We start from the raw sequence: 20,061 nt of genomic DNA, 5'->3' as shown, positions 1-20,061 counted from the left end.
CCGGCAGGCAAGGCGTCCCTGTCGCGGCACCGGGTCGCCCGCGTCCGCCGGCGATGAGTGATGTCGCGGCGCGCGCCGGGGTGTCGCACCAGACGGTCTCGCGCGTCCTCAACGACCACCCGAGCGTCCGCCCGGAGACCCGGGACCGGGTGCTCGCGGCGATCGCCGAGCTCGGCTATCGCCGGAACACCGCCGCACGCGCGCTGGTCACCCGGCGCTCGGGGACGATCGGGGTCATGACCACGGGGTCGCCGTACTTCGGTCCGTCGTCGACCTTGATCGCCGTCGAGGAGGCCGCGCGCGAGTACGGGTACTTCGTGAGCGTCGCGACCCTGGCGGTGTTCGACCAGGACGGCGTCTCACGCGCCGTCGAGCACTTCCTCTCGCAGTCGGTCGAGGGCGTGATCGTGATCGCGCCGCACGCCGAGGTGCGGGACGCGCTCGCGCCCTACGTCGACGAGGTCCCGCTCGTGACGATCGCCGCCGGATTCGCGGAGGGCCTCGGCGTGCACACCATGAGCGTCGACCAGGAGCTCGGCGCCCGGCTCGCGACGCGTCATCTCCTGGACCTGGGCCACCGGACGGTCACGCATCTGGCGGGTCCCCAGGACTGGCTCGACGCACGGGCGCGCGTCGAGGGCTGGCGTGCCGAGCTCCACGCCGCGGGTGCGCCGGAGGGTGAGCTGATCCAGGGCGACTGGGGCGCCGACTGCGGGTACCTCGTCGGCCAGGCGCTGGTCGAACGCGGTGCGCCGACGGCGGTGTTCGCGGCGAACGACCAGCTCGCCCTCGGTCTCCTGCGGGCGTTCCACGAGGCCGGCGTCTCGGTCCCGGGGGACGTCTCGGTCGTCGGCTTCGACGACATCATGGGGTCGGCGCACTTCATCCCGCCGCTGACGACGGTGCGGCAGGACTTCACCGCGCTCGGGCGCCGTTGCCTGGAGATGCTGCACTCGGCGATGGCCAACGAAGAGCTCGACCACACGCCGGTGGTGCCGCATCTGGTGGTGCGGTCGAGCACCGGTCCCGTGCCTGTCGGACGTGGTCGCTGAGCACTTGACACGCGCGATGTTAGCGCTAACATGAACATCGGTCGCAGGCGTCCGCCGCGGCCGGTGCGCCGCCCGTGGCGGCAGGCGCACCGTGACCCAGGTCATGGAGCGGAGTGGCACCGATGACGGTGAACCCTGATCGCGCGCTGGTCGTCGGTGTCGACTACGGCACCCTGTCGGGTCGGGCGGTGGTCGTCCGGGTGTCCGACGGTGCGGAGCTCGGGTCGGGGGTGCATGCGTACCCGCACGCCGTGATGGACCACACGCTCACGGCCGGTCCTGCCTCCGAGACCTCCTCACCGGTCAGGCTCGCGCCCGACTGGGCGCTCCAGGTGCCGCAGGACTACGTCGACGTGCTCAAGGTCGCGGTGCCGGCCGCGCTCGAGGCGGCCCGACGTGACCACGGCATCGACCCGTCGGACGTCATCGGCATCGGCACGGACTTCACGGCCTGCACGATGGTGCCGACCACCGAGGACGGCACGCCGCTCAACGAGCTGCCGGAGTTCGCCGACCGACCGCACGCCTACGTCAAGCTCTGGAAGCACCACGCCGCCCAGGGGCACGCGGATCGCATCAACACGCTCGCCCATGCGCGCGGCGAGGAGTGGATCACCCGCTACGGCGGCCTGATCTCGAGCGAGTGGGAGTTCGCCAAGGGGTTGCAGGTCCTCGAGGAGGACCCCGAGGTGTACCGCGCGATCGATCACTGGGTCGAGGCCGCGGACTGGATCGTCTGGCGCCTCAGCGGCACCTACGTGCGCAACGCCTGCACCGCGGGCTACAAGGGGATCTACCAGGACGGCCACTACCCGAGCAGCGAGTTCCTCGCGGCGCTCAACCCCGAGTTCGCGGACTTCGTGAGCACCAAGGTCGAGCACGAGATCGGCGCGCTCGGCAGCGCAGCCGGCAGGCTCACCGCCGAGGCCGCGGCGTGGACGGGTCTCCCCGAGGGCATCGCGGTCGCGGTCGGGAACGTCGACGCGCACGTCACCGCGCCGGCCGCGAACGCGGTCGAACCAGGGCAGATGACGGCGATCATGGGGACCTCGACGTGCCACGTGATGAACGGGCCCGAGCTGCACGAGGTACCCGGGATGTGCGGCGCGGTCGACGGCGGGATCGTCGACCAGCTGTGGGGCTACGAGGCCGGGCAGAGCGGCGTGGGCGACATCTTCGGCTGGTTCGTCGACACGTGCGTCCCGCCGTCCTACGTCGACGCGGCCGCAGCGCGAGGCCTCTCGGTGCACGAGTACCTGACCGAGCTGGCCGCGCAGCAGGCGATCGGTGAGCACGGGCTGGTCGCGCTCGACTGGCACTCGGGCAACCGCTCGGTGCTCGTGGACCACGAGCTCTCGGGCCTCGTCGTCGGGCAGACGCTCGCCACGAAGCCCGAGGACACCTACCGGGCGCTCCTGGAGGCGACGGCGTTCGGCACCCGCACGATCGTCGAGTCGTTCGTCGCGTCGGGCGTCCCGGTCACCGAGCTCGTGGTGGCCGGCGGGCTGCTCAAGAACGCCCTGCTGATGCAGATCTATGCCGACGTCACCCGCCTCCCGCTCAGCACGATCGCCTCGGACCAGGGCCCCGCGCTCGGTTCGGCGATCCACGCAGCCGTCGCCGCCGGCGCCTACCCCGACGTCCGCGCGGCCGCCCGCGTGATGGGGAAGCGCACGGCGGCGGCCTACACGCCCATCGAGGAGAACTCGGTGCGGTACGACGCGCTGTTCGCCGAGTACACGCTGCTGCACGACTACTTCGGTCGGCTCGACCGTCCGGGCTCGAACGGCGTCATGCATCGGCTCAAGGCGATCCGCCGGGACGCGCGCGCCGGAGCGGGGGTGCAGGCCTGATGGCACTCGACCAGTTCTCCCCGGCGGTCCAGGCCGAGATCGCGAGCGTTCGCGAGATCGTCGCGCGGCTGCACGGCGAGCTCCCACGGTGGGGCCTCGTGGTGTGGACGGCGGGCAACGTCTCGCAGCGGCTGCGCGGTGCGGACCTCTTCGTGATCAAACCGTCCGGGGTGACGTACGACGCGCTCACCGCGGAGTCGATGGTCGTCTGCGACCTGGACGGGAACCTCGTGGACGGCGACCGGTCGCCGTCGTCGGACACCGCCGCCCACGCGTACGTCTACCGGCACATGCCCGAGGTCGGCGGCGTGGTCCACACCCACTCGACGTACGCGACCGCCTGGGCCGCCCGGGGCGAACCGGTGCCGTGCGTGCTCACGATGATGGCCGACGAGTTCGGTGGGGACATCCCGATCGGACCGTTCGCGCTGATCGGGGACGACTCGATCGGCCAGGGCATCGTCGAGACCCTGCGCGGCTCCCGCAGCCGCGCCGTGCTCATGCGCAACCACGGGCCGTTCACGATCGGCAAGGACGGGACCGACGCGGTCAAGGCGGCGGTGATGGTCGAGGAGGTCGCACGGACGGTGCACATCTCGCGCCAGCTCGGCGAGCCGCTCCCGATCGACCAGGTCCACATCGACTCGCTGTACGACCGCTACCAGAACGTCTACGGCCAGGCATCGGCCGCCACCACCGACCAGGAGGACCCGTCATGACCAAGCCGTACGCCGACCGCGAGGTCTGGTTCCTCACCGGCAGCCAGGACCTGTACGGCGAGGACACCCTCCGGCAGGTCGCCGCGCAGTCGCAGGAGATCGCCCGCACGCTGGACGCCTCGTCCGACGTCCCGGTGCGCATCGTCTGGAAGCCCGTGCTCAAGGACTCGGCGTCGATCCGGCGTGCGGCGCTCGACGCCAACTCCGACGACGCGGTGATCGGCGTGATCGCGTGGATGCACACGTTCTCGCCCGCCAAGATGTGGATCGCCGGTCTCGACGCGCTCCGCACGCCGCTGCTCCACCTGCACACCCAGGCGAACGTCGACCTGCCGTGGTCGACGATCGACATGGACTTCATGAACCTCAACCAGGCCGCGCACGGCGACCGCGAGTTCGGGTACATCCAGACCCGGCTCGGCGTCGCGCGCAAGACGGTCGTCGGGCACGTGTCGAACCCGGCGGTGACCACGTCGATCGGCACCTGGGTCCGCGCGGCTGCGGCCTGGGCGGCGACCCACGAGCTCAAGCTCGCGCGCTTCGGCGACAACATGCGCAACGTCGCCGTCACCGAGGGGGACAAGACCGAGGCGGAGCTGAGGTTCGGGGTGTCGGTGAACACCTGGGGGGTCAACGACCTGGTGGCTGCCGTCGCCGACGTGCCGGACAGCGACGTCGACCCGCTCGTGGCGGAGTACGAGGACCTCTACGACGTCGCCCCCGAGCTCCGCAAGGGTGGCGACCGGCACGAGTCGCTGCGGTACGGCGCCCGGCAGGAGCTCGCTCTCCTCCAGCTCCTCGGCGACCTCGGGGCGACCGCGTTCACGACGAACTTCGAGGACCTCGGCGCGCTGCGCCAGCTCCCGGGCCTCGCTGTCCAGCGGCTCATGGCGAAGGGCTTCGGCTTCGGTGCCGAGGGCGACTGGAAGACGGCCGTCCTCGTCCGCGCCGCCAAGGTCATGGGTGCCGGTCTGCCCGGTGGTGCCTCGCTCATGGAGGACTACACCTACGACCTCGTGCCGGGCGACGAGAAGATCCTCGGCGCGCACATGCTCGAGATCTGCCCGTCCCTGACGACGGCCAGGCCGTCGCTCGAGGTGCACCCGCTGGGCATCGGCGGACGCGAGGACCCGGTCCGGCTCGTCTTCGACACCGATGCCGGCCCCGGTGTCGTCGTGGCGCTGTCGGACATGCGCGACCGGTTCCGCCTGACGGCCAACGTGGTCGACATCGTGGCGCCGGACGAAGACCTGCCGCGCCTGCCGGTCGCACGCGCGGTGTGGAAGCCCCGGCCGGACTTCGCCACCTCGGCGGAGGCGTGGTTGACGGCGGGAGGTGCGCATCACACGGTGCTGTCGACGGCCGTCGGGATCGACGTCTTCGAGGACTTCGCGGACATCGCGCGCACCGAGCTGCTGGTGATCGACGAGGACACGACGCGTCGTCGGTTCCGTGACGAGATCCGGTGGAACTCGGCGTACTTCCGTCTCGCAGCCGGTATCTGAATGTGACGCAAATGTGACCTCAGATCGCGTGACAGAGCCGATGTGAGCGCTAACATTCACTTATTGAACGAACCCCCGGCGGGGGTTCACGCAGCGCAGCACCACCGCACGATCCCGGCGACGCAGCCGGACCTGCATCTCAACGAGGAGAAACCATGCGCATCAAGAACGTCGCCGCAGCCGCGGCAGCCATCACCCTCACGCTGGCCATGGCGGCCTGCAGCGGTGGTGGCGCAGGAACCACGGCCGAGACGAGCTCCGGCACCAAGGCCGTCCCGGCCGGTGACATCACGGTCGGTGTGGCCATGCCCACCAAGTCGTCGGAGCGGTGGATCGCTGACGGCAACAACGTCAAGACCCAGCTCGAGGCGCTCGGCTACAAGGTCGACCTGCAGTACGCCGAGGACGACATCCCGACCCAGGTGAACCAGATCGACACCATGATCACCAAGGGCGAGAAGCTCCTGATCATCGCGTCGATCGACGGCACGGCGCTCACGAGCCAGCTCGAGCAGGCCAAGTCCAACGGCATCCCGGTCATCGCGTACGACCGCCTGATCCGGAACTCGCCGAACGTCGACTACTACACGACCTTCGACAACTTCAAGGTCGGCGTGCAGCAGGCCACCTCGCTGCTGACGGGCCTCAAGGTCCTCGACGCCGACGGCAAGGACACCGGTCTCACGGGCCCGCTCAACATCGAGCTCTTCGCCGGCTCGCCGGACGACAACAACGCGACGTTCTTCTTCAAGGGCGCGATGAGCATCCTGCAGCCGTACATCGACAAGGGCGTCCTCGTCGTCAAGAGCGGCCAGACGGACTTCGACAAGGTCGCGACGCTGCGGTGGGACCCGGCGACCGCCCAGTCCCGCATGGAGAACCTGCTGACCTCGACCTACGCCGACGGCTCCAAGGTCGCGGGCGTGCTCTCCCCGTACGACGGTCTGTCGATCGGCATCCTCGGCGCCCTCAAGGGTGTCGGCTACGGCACGGCCAACCAGCCGTACCCGATCGTGACCGGCCAGGACGCCGAGGCGGCGTCGGTCAAGTCGATCATCGCCGACGAGCAGTACTCGACGATCTACAAGGACACCCGTGAGCTCGCCAAGGTGACGGTCGCCATGACCGACGCGATCCTCAAGGGCAAGACGCCGGAGACGAACGACACCACCACGTACGACAACGGCGTCAAGGTCGTCCCGTCCTACCTGCTCGAGTCCCAGATCGTGACGAAGGACAACTACAAGAAGATCCTGATCGACGGCGGCTACTACACCGCAGCCGACCTGGCCTGATCCTCACCGAGGTCCACTCGCTCCGTGGTGCCCTGCCGGCAGGGAGCCTGCCGGCAGGGCACCACTCCGAACTACCGAGGACGGCTGGGACATGAGCAACACCATCCTGGAGATGCGCAGCATCACCAAGACATTCCCCGGCGTGAAGGCCCTGCAGGACGTCAGCCTCTCCGTCGAACGCGGTGAGATCCACGCGATCTGCGGGGAGAACGGCGCCGGCAAGTCCACGCTGATGAAGGTGCTCTCCGGGGTCTACCCGCACGGCACCTACGACGGCGAGATCTACTTCGAAGGAGAGGTCTGCGAGTTCGCCGACATCCGGGCGAGCGAGGACCGCGGGATCGTCATCATCCACCAGGAGCTCGCCCTCACGCCGCTCCTGTCGATCGCCGAGAACATCTTCATGGGCAACGAGGTCTCGAAGCGGGGCTTCATCGACTGGAACAAGACCAACGCCGAGGCGTCGAAGCTGCTCGCACGCGTCGGTCTGGACGAGAACCCTGCCACCCGGATCGCCGACATCGGTGTCGGCAAGCAGCAGCTCGTGGAGATCGCCAAGGCGCTGTCCAAGCGCGTCAAGCTGCTCATCCTCGACGAGCCCACGTCCGCGCTGAACGACGACGACTCCGAGCACCTGCTGAACCTCCTGCGCCACCTCAAGGAGCAGGGCATCACCTCGATCATGATCTCCCACAAGCTCAACGAGATCGCCGAGATCGCCGACTCCACGACGATCATCCGGGACGGTCTGACGATCGAGACCCTCGACATGAAGAAGGACGCGGTCACCGAGGAACGGATCATCCGCGGGATGGTCGGACGTGACCTCGAGCACCGGTTCCCCGAGCATCACACGTCGAGCATCGGCGAGGAGGTCCTGCGGATCGAGGACTGGACCGTCCACCACCAGATCCAGCACGAGCGCAAGGTCGTCGACGGCGCGAACCTCATGGTGCGGCGCGGCGAGATCGTCGGACTGGCCGGTCTCATGGGTGCGGGCCGCACCGAGCTCGCGATGAGCGTGTTCGGCCGATCGTACGGGTCGGGCATCTCCGGTCGGGTCTTCAAGAACGGCGAGGAGATCCACCTGCGGACGATCTCGGACGCGATCGAGCACGGCATCGCGTACGCGACCGAGGACCGCAAGCGGTACGGCCTCAACCTGATCGAGGACATCAAGCGCAACATCTCGGTCGCGTCCCTGCACAAGCTCTCGAAGCGTGGCTGGGTCAACGACAACGAAGAGACGAAGATCGCGCAGGAGTACCGGGTCAGCATGAACATCAAGACCCCGTCGGTGCTCGCGCTCGCGGGGAAGCTGTCCGGTGGTAACCAGCAGAAGGTCGTGCTGAGCAAGTGGATCTACGCCGACCCGGATGTGCTGATCCTCGACGAGCCGACGCGCGGTATCGACGTCGGCGCCAAGTACGAGATCTACACGATCATCAACCGCCTGGCCGACGCCGGGAAGGCGGTGCTGTTCATCTCGTCCGAGCTGCCTGAGCTGCTCGGCGTCTGCGACCGGATCTACGCGATGAGCGCCGGCCGGATCACGGGCGAGGTCCCGCGCGACGAGGCGACCCAGGAGAAACTCATGCAGTACATGACCAAGGTAAAGGACTGAGCCTGATGGGCGCCCTCGAGTCGGTGAAGGACGTCTTCACCAAGAACATCCGCCAGAGCGGCATCTACCTCGCTTTCGTGGCGATCGTCGTGCTGTTCTACTTCCTCACGGACGGCATCCTCCTGACGCCGCAGAACGTGACGAACATCGTGGTTCAGAACTCCTACATCCTCATCCTGGCGATCGGCATGGTGATCGTCATCATCGCCGGGCACATCGACCTTTCGGTCGGGTCGGTCGTCGGCTTCACGGGTGCGGTGTCCGGTGTCTTCACCGTCCGCATGGGTCTTCCCTGGTGGGTGGGTCTGATCGCCGCGCTCGCCACCGGCGCCCTTGTCGGGGTGTGGCAGGGCTACTGGGTCGCGTTCGTCGGCATCCCGGCGTTCATCGTCACGCTGGCCGGCATGCTGATCTTCCGCGGCGCGACCATGGTCACGCTCGGCAACACCCAGATCTCCCCGTTCCCGGACGCCTTCCGCAACATCGCGTCCGGCTATCTCAACGGGGTCTTGGGTGGCAACGGGATCGACGTGTTCACGCTCGTGCTCGGTGGTCTCGCGATCGTCGGCTTCGCCATCGGCCAGTTCCGCAGCCGGCGTGCGCGCATCCAGTACCAGCAGGCCGTCGAGGGCATGGGGTTCTTCGTCGCCCGCATCGTGGTCGTCGGCGCCGTCGTCATGGCATTCGCCTATGAGCTCGCGAGCTACAAGGGCCTGCCGATCGTGCTGCTCATCCTCGGCGTGCTGATCTTCGCGTACAGCGCCGTCACCAAGCGCAGCGTCTTCGGACGCCACGTGTACTCGATCGGTGGCAACCTCAACGCCGCGACGCTCTCGGGCATCAAGGTCAAGTGGGTCAACTTCCGGATCTTCATCAACATGGGGATGCTCGCGGCTCTCGCCGGCGTCGTGTTCACGGCACGCCTCAACCTGGCGAACCCGAAGGCCGGCCAGAACTTCGAGCTCGACGCGATCGCCGCCTGCTTCATCGGTGGCGCTGCCGTCACCGGTGGTGTCGGCACGGTCATCGGCGCCATCGTCGGTGGTCTGATCATGGGTGTCATGAACAACGGCATGTCGATCATGGGCATCGGCATCGACTACCAGCAGGCCATCAAGGGTCTCGTCCTGCTGCTGGCCGTCGCGTTCGACGTCTACAACAAGCGGCGGGCGGGCGCCTCGCGCTGATGCGCTGCTGAGTCACCGTCGAACGGGTACCGCGGGGTACCCCCACTGGTCGGCGCACGTACCGACGCGATTGTTGCGTCAGTACGTGCGCCGACCTGTGTGCGCTGTGCCCAATCTGTGACCCAAATGTGACGGAACTAGGTTGAACCTGTGGGTGTTAGCGCTAACATGTGGACGATCGGATTGATCGATCGAGGGGGGTCCGGTCAACCAGCGCATCACCAGCGAACACCCCGGCGGCGTTGCCGGGCGCGCATCTCAAAGGAGAGAGCATGTTCAGCAGGAAGAATGCACGCCGTCACGCAGCGGGAGCTGTCGCCGTTGCCTCTGTCCTCGCTCTGGCTGCCTGCAGCAGCAGCGGCACCACAGCGGGCAGCACATCGGGAAGCGAGGGGGGCAGCGGCAAGCTGATCACTGTCGGCTTCTCACAGGTCGGCTCCGAGAGTGGCTGGCGGGCGGCCAACACCAAGGACATCCAGGAGACCCTCACCAAGGCCAACGGCTTCGACCTGAAGTTCTCCGACGCGCAGCAGAAGCAGGAGAACCAGATCCAGGCGATCCGCTCCTACATCGCGCAGGGCGCCGACGTCATCGCGTTCTCGCCCGTCGTCGAGTCGGGCTGGGACGCGGTGCTCGAGGAGGCCAAGGCCGCCAAGATCCCCGTCGTGCTCACCGACCGCGCGGTCGACTCCAAGGACACCTCGCTCTACGTGACGTTCCTCGGCTCCGACTTCGTGAAGGAGGGGAAGGCGGCCGGCGACTGGGTCGTCACCGAGTTCGGTGACAAGCCGACGAACATCGTCGAGCTCCAGGGCACCACCGGTTCTGCCCCGGCGAACGACCGCATGGCAGGCTTCAAGGACGCGATCGCCAGCCACTCGAACCTCAAGATCATCGCGTCGCAGACCGGCAACTTCACGCGGTCCGAGGGCAAGACGGTCATGGAGGGCTTCCTGCAGGCCAACCCGAGCATCGACCTGGTCTTCGCGCACAACGACGACATGGGCCTCGGCGCGATCGAGGCCATCGAGGCTGCGGGCAAGGTCCCGGGCAAGGACATCAAGATCGTCACCGTCGACGCGGTCCATGACGGCATGCAGGCTCTGGCGGACGGCAAGATCAACTTCATCGCGGAGTGCTCCCCGTTGCTCGGTCAGCAGCTGGCCGACGTCGTGAAGCAGGTCATGGCAGGCCAGACCCCTGAGAAGCGGATCATCACGACGGAGACCACGTTCACGCAGGAGCAGGCCAAGGAGGCTCTCCCGACCCGCAAGTACTGAGCGCCCGGAGCATCAGCTCTGTTGATCCTGAGCGCCACGGTCGTGCGGCGGGGCGGCCACGAGCCATCCCGCCGCACGACGCGGTACCCGTCGTCCGGAAGGCCGTCGCATGACCACCACACCAGCTGTCGTCGAGATGCGCGGCATCTCGATCGAGTTCCCCGGCGTCAAGGCACTCCAGGACGTCGACTTCACCCTCCGACCGGGGGAGATCCATGCGCTCATGGGGGAGAACGGTGCCGGGAAGTCGACCCTCATCAAGGCCCTCACCGGGGTGTACGCGATCGACGCCGGCACGATCGTCGTCGCCGGCGCTGCAACGTCTTTCGCCGGCCCCGCCGCTGCTCAGAACGCCGGCATCAGCACCGTCTACCAAGAGGTCAACCTCTGCGCGAACCTCACGGTCGCGGAGAACATCATGCTCGGGCGCGAGCCGAGGCGCGGTGGCTCGATCGACTGGCGCGCGACCCGGACCGCCGCGGCAGCTCATCTCGCGCGCCTCAACCTCACCATCGATCCCCGGTCGTCGCTCTCGACGCACTCGCTGGCCGTGCAGCAGCTCGTCGCCATCTGCCGGGCCATGGTGGTCGACGCCAAGGTCCTCATCCTCGACGAGCCGACCTCGAGCCTCGACGTCGGCGAGGTCGTGCAGCTGTTCACGGTGATGCGCGCGCTGCGCGACGAGGGCGTCGCGATCCTCTTCGTGTCCCACTTCCTCGAGCAGGTCTACGAGATCTCCGACCGCATGACGATCCTGCGCAACGGACAGCTCGTCGGTGAGTACGTCACGAGCGAGCTGCCCCGGCTCGACCTGATCTCGAAGATGATCGGCACGTCGCTCGAAGACCTCGAACGGCTCGAGGGAGCCCCCAAGCACTCGGTCGCCGCGATGACGCACACCGCTCCCATCCTCCGGGCGATCGGTCTCGGGCGGCGCGGCGCCATCGAGCCGTTCGACCTCGACCTCTACGAGGGCGAGGTCGTGGGGCTCGCCGGTCTGCTCGGGTCGGGGCGCACCGAGCTCGCGAGGCTGCTGACCGGCGCGGACCGGTCCGACCACGGCCAGATCCGGATGGGCGACGCGACCGTGCACCTGCGCACGCCGCGGGCCGCACTCGACCGGCACGTCGCGTACTCCTCGGAGGACAGGAAGGCCGAGGGGATCGTCGCGGACCTCACCATGAGCGAGAACATCCTGCTGGGCCTGCAGGCCGAGCGCGGGTGGACCCGGCGCATCCCGGCGCGACGCGCCGACGAGATCGTGCAGCAGTACATCGCGGCACTGGACATCCGCCCGCCGAACCCGGACCTCCCTGCGCGGAACCTGTCCGGCGGCAACCAGCAGAAGGTGCTGCTCGCGCGGTGGCTCGCCACCGCCCCGAAGCTCCTGGTGCTCGACGAGCCGACGCGCGGCATCGACGTCGGGACGAAGGCGGAGATCCAACGACTCGTGACCGAGCTCGCGCGCGACGGCATGTCCGTGGTGTTCATCTCCTCGGAGCTCGAAGAGGTGCTCCGCGTGAGCCATCGGATCGCGGTCCTGCGCGACCACCACAAGATCGCCGAGGTCGAGGGCTCGGGCACCGGGGTCGATGACATCGTCGAGCTCATCGCGACCGGAGGGCAGGCCTCATGACCGGGTGGAAGAGGTTCGCCGCGAGCAAGATCTTCTGGCCGGTGGTGGCTCTTGTCGCGCTGCTCGTGGCCAACACGATCAAGACGACGAACTTCGTGAACATCCGGCTCCAGGACGGTCACCTGTTCGGTGCGCTCATCGACATCCTGCGCAACAGCTCGCCGCTGCTCCTCGTCGCCGTCGGCATGACGCTCGTCATCGCGACGCGTGGCATCGACCTGTCCGTCGGCGCGGTCGTCGCGATCTCGGGTGCCGTCGCGTGCAGCTTCATCGCGTCGTCGGGGGACCCGACCAGCGTCGTCACCGTGCTCACCGCGGTCGTGATCGCTACGCTCCTCGCGCTCGTGCTCGGGGTCTGGAACGGGTTCCTCGTCTCGGTCGTCGGGATTCAGCCGATCATCGCGACCCTCGTCCTCATGACGGCCGGCCGGGGCATCGCGATGCTCATCACCGGCGGGCAGATCACCACGATCAACAGCCCGCCGTACAAGATGATCGGATCGGGCTACTGGCTGGCGGTCCCGGTCGCCGTGCTGATCTCGGGCGGGCTGTTCGCGATCGTCGCGATCCTGACCCGGCGCACCGCGCTCGGCATGCTCATCGAGTCCGTCGGCATCAACCCGCAGGCGAGCCGCCTGGCGGGCGTCCGGTCGCGGACGATCATCTGGACCGTGTACGCGCTCTCCGGGGTGTTCGCGGGCATCGCCGGGCTGATGATCAGCTCGAACGTCATGGCGGCCGACGCGAACAACGCCGGGCTGTTCATCGAGCTCGACGCGATCCTCGCGGTCGTGATCGGCGGGACCTCCCTCGCAGGCGGCAAGTTCTCCCTCTCCGGGACGCTCGTCGGGGTCCTCGTGATCCAGACCCTCACGCTCACGGTGACGATCCTGGGCGTCCCGCCGGCCGTGACGCCGCTGTTCAAGGCGGTCGTCGTCATCGCCGTGTGCATCATGCAGGCCCCGGTGGTCCGGAACCGGATCGCCTCGAGGCGGCGCGCTCCCGCGACTGCTCCTGTGCCCGTGAAGGTGGGTGTCTGATGGCCGTTCCCGATGTCCTGCCGACGACCGACGAGAACCGCGCCGAGGCGGTCAGGGGCGACGGTTCACTTCTGGCCCGCGTGGTGCGCCGGGTGCACGTCGACCGCCGGTTCCTGCCGGTCCTCGGCGCCCTCCTCGTCCTGATCCTGATGTTCGTGATCGGGGGTGCGCGCTACGAGAACTTCCTCTCGGGCCGTGTCGTGTCCAACCTGTTCATCAACAACTCGTACATGATCGTGCTCGCCGTCGGGATGACCTTCGTGATCGTCACGGGCGGCATCGACCTGTCCGTCGGGGCCGTGGTCGCCCTCTCCGGGATCTCGGCGGCGTCGCTGTTCCAGAGCGGCTGGCCGGCGTTCGTCGTGATCCCGCTCGTGATCCTGATCGGCTCGGCGCTCGGACTCGTCGTGGGCGTGATGGTCCACGTGTTCGAGATCCAACCGTTCATCGCGACGCTCGCCGCGATGTTCCTCGCGCGCGGGCTCTGCTACGTCATCAGCCTCTCGTCGATCCCGATCTCCGACCCGACGATCGTGTGGCTCTCGAGCGCCCGCATCCCGATCGGGGACACGTGGACGGTCACCCCGAGCGGCCTCATCGCCCTGCTCGTCGTCGTCGTTGCCTTCTACGTCCTGCACTTCACACGGTTCGGACGCACCGTCTACGCGATCGGAGGCAGCGAGAGCTCTGCCGTGCTCATGGGTCTGCCGGTCGCCCGTACGAAGATCCTCGTGTACGTCATCAGCGGGACGTGTGCCGGCATCGGCGGATTCCTGTTCACGGTCTTCTCCCGTTCGGGATACTCGTTGACCGGGGTCGGCATGGAGCTCGACGCGATCGCGGCCGTCGTCATCGGTGGCACGCTGCTGACCGGCGGGAGCGGGTTCGTGCTCGGGTCGGTCCTCGGGGTGGTCGTGCTCGGGCTCATCCAGACGATCATCACGTTCCAGGGGACGTTGAGCTCGTGGTGGACGAAGATCTTCATCGGCGTGCTGCTGCTGGTCTTCGTCGTCATGCAACGCCTCGTCACGGTGCGGCGAAGGTAGCGGGCGCCCTCGTCGGGAGGCCGCTCTCGAGATCCTCCGGGAGCCACCAGCCCGAGGAGTGCACGAGCGTCGGGCCGCCGCACTACCGTGGCAGGATGGCCGGTCACGTGAGAGTCGTCTGGTCCCCCGCGCTGCTCGGCTACGACTTCGGCGCGATCCACCCGATGGCGCCGGAACGGCTCGCGTTGACGATGCGGCTCGCTGCGGACCTCGGTCTCCTCGACCGCCCCGGCGTCGAGGTCGTGGGAGCCGAGCCGGTCGACGACGCCACGCTCGCCACCGTGCACACGCCCGACTACATCCGTGCCGTTCACGCCGCGTCCGACGGCGGGGTGATCGATCCGGCCCGGGGTCTGGGGACCGAGGACGACCCGGTCTTCACGGGCATGCACGAGGCCGCGGCACGGATCGTCGGCGGCTCGCTGGGGGCGGCTCGCGCGGTGTGGTCCGGTGAGGTCGAGCACGCCGTGAACATCGCCGGCGGGATGCACCACGCGATGCCCGGTGCCGCCTCGGGCTTCTGCGTGTACAACGACGCCGCGGTGGCGATCCGCGCCCTGCTCGCGGACGGCGCCGAACGCGTCGCCTACGTCGACCTGGACGCCCACCACGGGGACGGGGTGCAGGCGGTCTTCTACGACGACCCGCGGGTTCTCACGGTCTCGGTCCACGAGAGCGGCATCACGTTGTTCCCGGGCACCGGTCCCGCCGGGGACGCCGGGCTCGGGGAGGCGGCCGGGTCCGTCGTGAACCTGCCTCTGCCGGCCCGCACCTCCGATGCGGGCTGGTTGCGGGCCATCGATGCGGTGGTCCCTGCGGTCGTGCGGGAGTTCCGGCCCGAGATCGTCGTGTCGCAGCACGGGTGCGACGCGCACGGGACGGACCCGTTGTCGAACCTCGACATCTCGGTCGACGCGCAGCGGCTCGCCGCGTCGTGGGTGCACGACCTCGCGCACGAGGTCGCCGGTGGACGCTGGGTCGCGCTCGGCGGTGGAGGGTACGCCGTGGTCGAGGTGGTGCCGCGTGCGTGGGCCCACGTCATCGCGATCGCGACCCATGGGCCGCTCGACCCGTCCACGCCGGTGCCGTCCTCGTGGCTCGACCACGTCCAGGAGCGGTGGGGGCGGAGCGCGCCGCCGTTCATGACCGACGGGGTCCCCGCGAGCTTCCGTCCGTGGTCCTCCGGGTACGACCCGGCGGACCCGCTGGACCGGGCCGTCCGTGCCACGCGCCAGGCGGCGTTCCCCGCGCTCGGACTGAACGTCGACCACGACTGACTGTCACATGAGTTCACCCCTTTCACTCCAGCCCCACGAGGCCCTAGGGTGAGCGCTGCACGGCCCGTCGGGCAGGTGCGCTGCTCTCGCCACGTGGCGACCGACAGCTGGCGAGCGGAGCACAGGAGCGCTGGAGCATGACGAGCGACATGCCGCGGGTGCGGTACCTGACGGTCGCCGAGGTCGCCGACGTCATGCGGGTCTCCAAGATGACCGTGTACCGGCTCGTCCACTCGGGTGAGATGCCGGCGGTGCGTGTCGGACGTTCGTTCCGGGTCCCGCAGGACGCGCTCGACATGTACCTGGCGAGCTCGCACGTCGAGGGCGACCGGCTGACGTCCTGAGCCCGGCCGGTGCCGTGGCCGCGCACGCAGCGCAGCAGGTAAGATGCACCAGGACTTTCCTGGGCGTGGGCGTTGCTTCCTGCCGCTCAACGTCCCGACCCGCACCAGACCCAGCATTGTGAGGACCCATGGGCTCCGTCATCAAGAAGCGCCGCAAGCGGATGGCCAAGAAGAAGCACCGCAAGCTTCTCCGCAAGACGCGCCACCAGCGCCGCAACAAGAAGTGATCTGACCGCTCCGGCGGACGAACGACGACGCAGGCCCGGCTCCGGCCGGGCCTGCGTCGTCGTTCCCGAGGTGGACCCTGCGGGTCAGCCGAGGTCGGCGAGGGGCCGCTCGAGGACGAAGTCGTCCTCGAGGCGCCCCCCGACCTGGAAGTGCTTGGTGCCGACGACGGCGAACCCGTGCCGCGCGTAGAAGCGCTGGGCGCGCACGTTCTCGTTGTTCACGCCGAGCCAGATGCCGGCCCGGTCGCGACGGCGCGCGACGTCGAGCGCGGCGCGCATCAGCGCGTTCGCGACGCCCTGGCCGTGGTGGTCCGGGTGCACGTAGAACTTGCTGAGCTCGATGGTCGGTCGCACCGTGACGACGGCGCGCACGTCGGGGTCGCCGGGCTCGGCGTCGACGAGCATCGCGTACCCCGCGAGGTCAGCGTTGTCGGTGAGCGGGACCGGTGCGGTGCCGGGTCCGTCGGCGACCTGCGCGACCAGGACCACGCGCGCCGGATCCGTGAGGTACTCGCGGAACCTCGCCGCCGACAGCACGTCCTGGATGAAGGCGCTCTTCGCGGCCTGCGTGGTGTGTGGCGGGCACGCGAGCGGGAAGGTCAGCGCGGCGAGCTCCGCGAGGTCCTCGGCATCGGGCACCGAGGCGGGTCGGACACGGGCGACGCTCATCGGCGGAACGTCCGTCGCAGCGAGCGGAGGATCAGGCCGGCCACCCACGCGAGGCCGGCGAGGCTCGCCGCGTTCGCGCTGCGGCGTGCGGTGCGACGTCGACCTCGGAACTCCCGCACCGGCCACCCGACCGTCCGTGCGTAGCGCCGGAGGCGAGGCTCGGGGTTGATCGCGCAGGGGTGACCGACCGCGGAGAGGATCGGGACGTCGTTGATCGAGTCCCCGTACGCGTAGCTGTCCGCCAGCTCCAGGCCGTCGCGTTCGGCGAGGGTCCGCACCGCGCGCGCCTTGGCCTCGCCGTGGAGGAGGTCGCCCACCAGTCGGCCGGTGTAGAAGCCGTCCTCGTGCTCGGCGACCGTGCCCAGCGCACCCGTCGCGCCGAGACGCCGGGCGATCAGCTCGCCGATCTCCACGGGGCTCGCGGTCACGAGCCAGACCTGGTGCCCGGCGGCGAGGTGGTCGTCCAGGAGCTTCTGCGTGCCCGGGAAGATCCGCAGGCACAGGACCTCGTCGTAGACCTCCTCGCCGATCGCGGCGACCTCGGCGACCGACCGGCCAGCCATGATCGACAGGCCGCGTGACCGGACCTGGTCGATCTGCTGCTTGTTCTCCCCGAAGATCAGGTACCGCGCCTGGTGCACCGAGAACTCGACGATGTCCAGCGGGGTGAAGAAGCCCCGCCGGTACAGTCCGACGGCCAGGTGGAAGGCGCTCGCGCCACGGATGATCGTGTTGTCGACGTCGAAGAACGCGGCGGTCCTCCCGGGCCCGACCTCGGTCAGGTCGGCATCGGGCGTGTCGGCACCGCGTCGCGGGTCGACCTGATCGGCGGGCACACGGTCCACTGTATCGAGGCTGCGTACTCTTGCCGTGTGCCGACGAGTGAGACCCGGAGCCCGCAGGCGGACAGTCGCGTCGTCCTGTACGTCCGCGACGGCTGCCACCTGTGCGAGGCCGCGGTCGAGGTGGTCCGGTCGGTCTGCGAGGAGAGCACCACCGACTGGGTCACGATCGACATCGACGCGATCCGGGAGACCGGCCCCGCCGGTCGGGCGCTCGCGGAGGAGTACGCGGACCTGGTTCCGGTGGTGGTCGTCGACGGCGTCCGGCGCGGCTACTGGAGGCTCGACGCCGACCGGGTGCGGCGGGCCCTCGCGGCGGGCGGGCCGGGCGCCTGAAATCGGGCGCCTGACATCGGGTGGCCGGCGTCGGGCGACCGACATCGACGGGTGGGTGGTGGGCGTCTCAGGCGCCACGACAAGGGGGTCGAGATGAGCGCACCGGTGCACAGCGCCCGGGTGGAGATCGCACGGCCGTTGCCGCGTGCCACGGTCGACCGCCTCCCGCGGTACCTGCGCGCGCTGGACGGGCTCGACGCGCAGGGCGTGGTCACGACCTCCTCGGCGACGTTGGCCGTGGTGGCCGGTGTCGGATCCGCGCAGCTCCGCAAGGACCTGTCGTTCCTCGGGTCGCACGGCCGGCGTGGGGTCGGCTACGACGTCACGCACCTGCGCGGGCGGATCGCGGCGGCGCTCGGGGTGACGAGCCGGCAGCGCGTCGTGATCGTCGGCATCGGCAACCTGGGTCACGCCCTCGCGAACTACGCGGGCTTCGGTGACCGCGGGTTCACGGTCGTGGCCCTCGTCGACGTCGACCCGGCGGTGGTCGGCACCCAGGTCGCGGGGATGACCGTCCGGCACCTGGACGACCTCGACGACCTGGTGGGCACGCTCGGTGCGACGATCGCGGTCCTGGCCGTCCCGACGTCGGCGGCGCAACGGGTCTGCGACCTGGTCGTGCGGGCCGGGGTCGGGGGAGTGCTGTCGTTCTCGTCGCGGGACCTCGTGGTCCCGGACGGGGTGGACCTGCGCACGGTCGACGTGGGGGCGGAGCTGCAGATCCTCGCGTTCCACGGGCGCCGACGGCAGCTGCCCGACGCATGACTCGTGAGGCCGGGACGCGACAGGGCCCGGACGGTCACTGACCGTCCGGGCCCTGTCGTGGGCGCTGCGGGGGTCAGGCCGCCTTGATCGCGGAGCCGTCGATCACGATCTTGACCTTGTCCGCGACGAGGACGCCACCGGCCTCGAGCGCGGCGTTCCAGGTCAGGCCGAACTCCTTGCGGGAGATCTCGGTCTCGGCCGAGAAGCCGGCGCGCAGGTTGCCGAACGGGTCGGTCGCGGTGCCGTTGAACTCGGTCGTCAGCTCGACGGACTGCGTCACGCCGTGGATCGTGAGGTCGCCGACGACGACGAGCGCGCTGCCCTCGACGCGCACGGCGGTCGACGTGAACGTCCAGGTCGGGTAGGTCTCGACCTCGAAGAAGTCGCCGCTCTTCAGGTGGCCGTCGCGGCCGGCGTCGCCGGTGCTGATCGTGGCCGGGTCGAGGGTCACGGAGACGGTGGACTCGGGAAGCGTCGCGCCGACCGTGATCGCGCCGGAGGTGACCGCGACGGAGCCGCGGACCTTCGAGATGCCGGCGTGGCGGACGGTGAAGCCTGCCTCGGTGTGGGACGGGTCGATGTTCCAGGTGCCGGAGGTGAGGCCGGCAGGGAGCTCGGTGGTGGTCAGGGTGGTCATGGCGTTCTCCTCGGGTCGTGGGTGCGATGCGGGCGGTGGGTCGAGTCCCGGGCGTATACTTGAAGACTCAACCACCGGATAGTTGATATTTCTACTACACTAAGGTGCGTCGCGCAAGCCGATCCGTCCACCAAGATGGACGGATCGTGTGAGGCCGCCCGACGCCACCTGGGCGCCGACCGAGGAGACGAAGAGGAACCGATGACCCCGCACGCCGTGACCGAGGACCGCGAAGTGACCGGGGTGGATCAGGTCCGCTGGCTGACCCCCGAGCAGCAGAGGTGCTGGCGGGCCTACCTCGAGGGCACCGCGCGCCTGTCCGAGGCGCTCGGGCGCCAGCTCGAGGCGGAGTCCGGTCTGTCGCTCGCCGAGTATGAGGTGCTGGTGCGGCTCTCGGAGGCCGAGGACCGCACCATGCGCATGTCCGTGCTCGCCGACTCTCTCGCGCACTCCCGCAGCCGGGTCACCCACACGGTCGCGAGGATGGAGAAGCGCGGCCTCGTCGAGCGGCAGACCTGCAGCGCCGACGGTCGCGGCGTGAACTGCCGCCTCACCGACGTCGGCTTCGCGCGGCTCGAGGCGGCCGCACCGGGGCACGTCGCGCAGGTGCGCGAGAGCCTCGTCGACGTGCTCGACGACGACCAGTTCCGCACCCTCGGAGAGGCCATGGCGGCCGTCGCGGCGGCACTCGGACGCTGACGGCGCCGAGCACCCCTCGACGTTTGCG

General features: G+C 69.2%; 20 protein-coding genes. 17 read left to right on the top strand and 3 right to left on the bottom strand.

Annotation, left to right across the window (positions count from 1 at the left end; translation table 11 throughout):
- Positions 1–53 precede the first annotated feature (53 nt).
- The 14 genes from LJB74_RS07825 (at position 54) to LJB74_RS07760 (ending at position 16,085) form a co-directional block, all read left to right on the top strand.
- Positions 54–1,052: a LacI family DNA-binding transcriptional regulator gene (locus tag LJB74_RS07825; protein WP_259307999.1), complete on the top strand. Its 999-nt coding sequence runs from the start codon at positions 54–56 to the stop codon at positions 1,050–1,052.
- 122 nt (positions 1,053–1,174) lie between these two features.
- Complete coding sequence (gene araB, locus LJB74_RS07820; RefSeq protein WP_259307998.1) at positions 1,175–2,905, top strand: ribulokinase; 1,731 nt, start codon at positions 1,175–1,177, stop codon at positions 2,903–2,905.
- Complete coding sequence (locus LJB74_RS07815) at positions 2,905–3,624, top strand: L-ribulose-5-phosphate 4-epimerase (RefSeq protein ID WP_259307997.1); 720 nt, start codon at positions 2,905–2,907, stop codon at positions 3,622–3,624. Before araB ends, LJB74_RS07815 begins: the two co-directional genes overlap by 1 nt.
- Complete coding sequence (gene araA / locus LJB74_RS07810; RefSeq protein WP_259307996.1) at positions 3,621–5,129, top strand: L-arabinose isomerase; 1,509 nt, start codon at positions 3,621–3,623, stop codon at positions 5,127–5,129. Before LJB74_RS07815 ends, araA begins: the two co-directional genes overlap by 4 nt.
- 155 nt (positions 5,130–5,284) lie before the next feature.
- Complete coding sequence (gene chvE, locus LJB74_RS07805) at positions 5,285–6,424, top strand: multiple monosaccharide ABC transporter substrate-binding protein (RefSeq protein WP_259307995.1); 1,140 nt, start codon at positions 5,285–5,287, stop codon at positions 6,422–6,424.
- Positions 6,425–6,515: 91 nt separating this feature from the next.
- A complete protein-coding gene (gene mmsA / locus LJB74_RS07800; RefSeq protein ID WP_259307994.1) occupies positions 6,516–8,048 on the top strand; it encodes a multiple monosaccharide ABC transporter ATP-binding protein in 1,533 nt (510 codons plus the stop codon).
- Between the two features lie 5 nt (positions 8,049–8,053).
- The gene (gene mmsB, locus LJB74_RS07795; protein WP_259307993.1) at positions 8,054–9,235 is read left to right on the top strand and encodes a multiple monosaccharide ABC transporter permease; all 1,182 of its coding nucleotides are present in this window, start codon (positions 8,054–8,056) and stop codon (positions 9,233–9,235) included.
- 272 nt (positions 9,236–9,507) lie between these two features.
- Positions 9,508–10,515 (top strand): ABC transporter substrate-binding protein, encoded by a 1,008-nt coding sequence (locus tag LJB74_RS07790; RefSeq protein ID WP_259307992.1) that lies wholly within the window; start codon positions 9,508–9,510, stop codon positions 10,513–10,515.
- 109 nt (positions 10,516–10,624) lie between these two features.
- Positions 10,625–12,151 carry a sugar ABC transporter ATP-binding protein gene (locus LJB74_RS07785; RefSeq protein ID WP_259307991.1) on the top strand — a complete coding sequence of 509 codons (1,527 nt, stop codon included), beginning with the start codon at positions 10,625–10,627 and terminating at the stop codon, positions 12,149–12,151.
- Positions 12,148–13,191, top strand: coding sequence for an ABC transporter permease (locus LJB74_RS07780; protein WP_259307990.1), 1,044 nt, complete (start codon positions 12,148–12,150; stop codon positions 13,189–13,191). The genes LJB74_RS07785 and LJB74_RS07780 overlap by 4 nt, the downstream gene beginning before the upstream one ends.
- Positions 13,191–14,237 carry a galactofuranose ABC transporter, permease protein YjfF gene (gene yjfF / locus LJB74_RS07775; RefSeq protein WP_259307989.1) on the top strand — a complete coding sequence of 349 codons (1,047 nt, stop codon included), beginning with the start codon at positions 13,191–13,193 and terminating at the stop codon, positions 14,235–14,237. The genes LJB74_RS07780 and yjfF overlap by 1 nt, the downstream gene beginning before the upstream one ends.
- Positions 14,238–14,332: 95 nt before the next feature.
- A complete protein-coding gene (locus tag LJB74_RS07770) occupies positions 14,333–15,514 on the top strand; it encodes an acetoin utilization protein AcuC (protein ID WP_259307988.1) in 1,182 nt (393 codons plus the stop codon).
- Positions 15,515–15,651: 137 nt separating this feature from the next.
- Complete coding sequence (locus tag LJB74_RS07765; protein ID WP_259307987.1) at positions 15,652–15,858, top strand: helix-turn-helix domain-containing protein; 207 nt, start codon at positions 15,652–15,654, stop codon at positions 15,856–15,858.
- 128 nt (positions 15,859–15,986) lie between these two features.
- On the top strand, positions 15,987–16,085 hold the full coding sequence (locus LJB74_RS07760; RefSeq protein ID WP_003792170.1) for a 30S ribosomal protein bS22: 99 nt from the start codon (positions 15,987–15,989) through the stop codon (positions 16,083–16,085).
- An 84-nt stretch (positions 16,086–16,169) separates the two neighbouring features.
- Here LJB74_RS07760 and LJB74_RS07755 read toward each other — a convergent pair whose 3' ends face one another.
- Positions 16,170–16,754: an N-acetyltransferase gene (locus tag LJB74_RS07755; RefSeq protein WP_259307986.1), complete on the bottom strand. Its 585-nt coding sequence runs from the start codon at positions 16,752–16,754 to the stop codon at positions 16,170–16,172.
- Positions 16,751–17,536, bottom strand: a complete 786-nt coding sequence (locus tag LJB74_RS07750) for an HAD family phosphatase (protein ID WP_259310311.1) — start codon at positions 17,534–17,536, stop codon at positions 16,751–16,753. Before LJB74_RS07750 ends, LJB74_RS07755 begins: the two co-directional genes overlap by 4 nt.
- Before the next feature lie 90 nt (positions 17,537–17,626).
- On the opposite strand from LJB74_RS07750, the gene LJB74_RS07745 reads away from it, so the two are divergent.
- Together LJB74_RS07745 and LJB74_RS07740 are read left to right on the top strand one after the other, a co-directional pair.
- Entirely contained in the window at positions 17,627–17,932 is a 306-nt protein-coding gene (locus LJB74_RS07745; RefSeq protein ID WP_259307985.1) for a glutaredoxin family protein, read from the top strand.
- Between the two features lie 93 nt (positions 17,933–18,025).
- Complete coding sequence (locus LJB74_RS07740; RefSeq protein ID WP_259307984.1) at positions 18,026–18,697, top strand: redox-sensing transcriptional repressor Rex; 672 nt, start codon at positions 18,026–18,028, stop codon at positions 18,695–18,697.
- A 73-nt stretch (positions 18,698–18,770) separates the two neighbouring features.
- Here the strand turns inward: LJB74_RS07740 and LJB74_RS07735 are convergent, their stop codons facing one another.
- Entirely contained in the window at positions 18,771–19,334 is a 564-nt protein-coding gene (locus tag LJB74_RS07735; RefSeq protein ID WP_259307983.1) for a YceI family protein, read from the bottom strand.
- A 201-nt stretch (positions 19,335–19,535) separates the two neighbouring features.
- Between LJB74_RS07735 and LJB74_RS07730 the strand changes: the two genes are divergently transcribed.
- Positions 19,536–20,033 (top strand): MarR family winged helix-turn-helix transcriptional regulator, encoded by a 498-nt coding sequence (locus tag LJB74_RS07730; RefSeq protein ID WP_259307982.1) that lies wholly within the window; start codon positions 19,536–19,538, stop codon positions 20,031–20,033.
- Positions 20,034–20,061 lie beyond the last annotated feature (28 nt).

This window comes from Cellulomonas sp. P24, from assembly GCF_024704385.1.
Lineage (GTDB): Bacteria > Actinomycetota > Actinomycetes > Actinomycetales > Cellulomonadaceae > JAJDFX01.
This window is presented reverse-complemented; position numbering and strand designations above follow the sequence as displayed.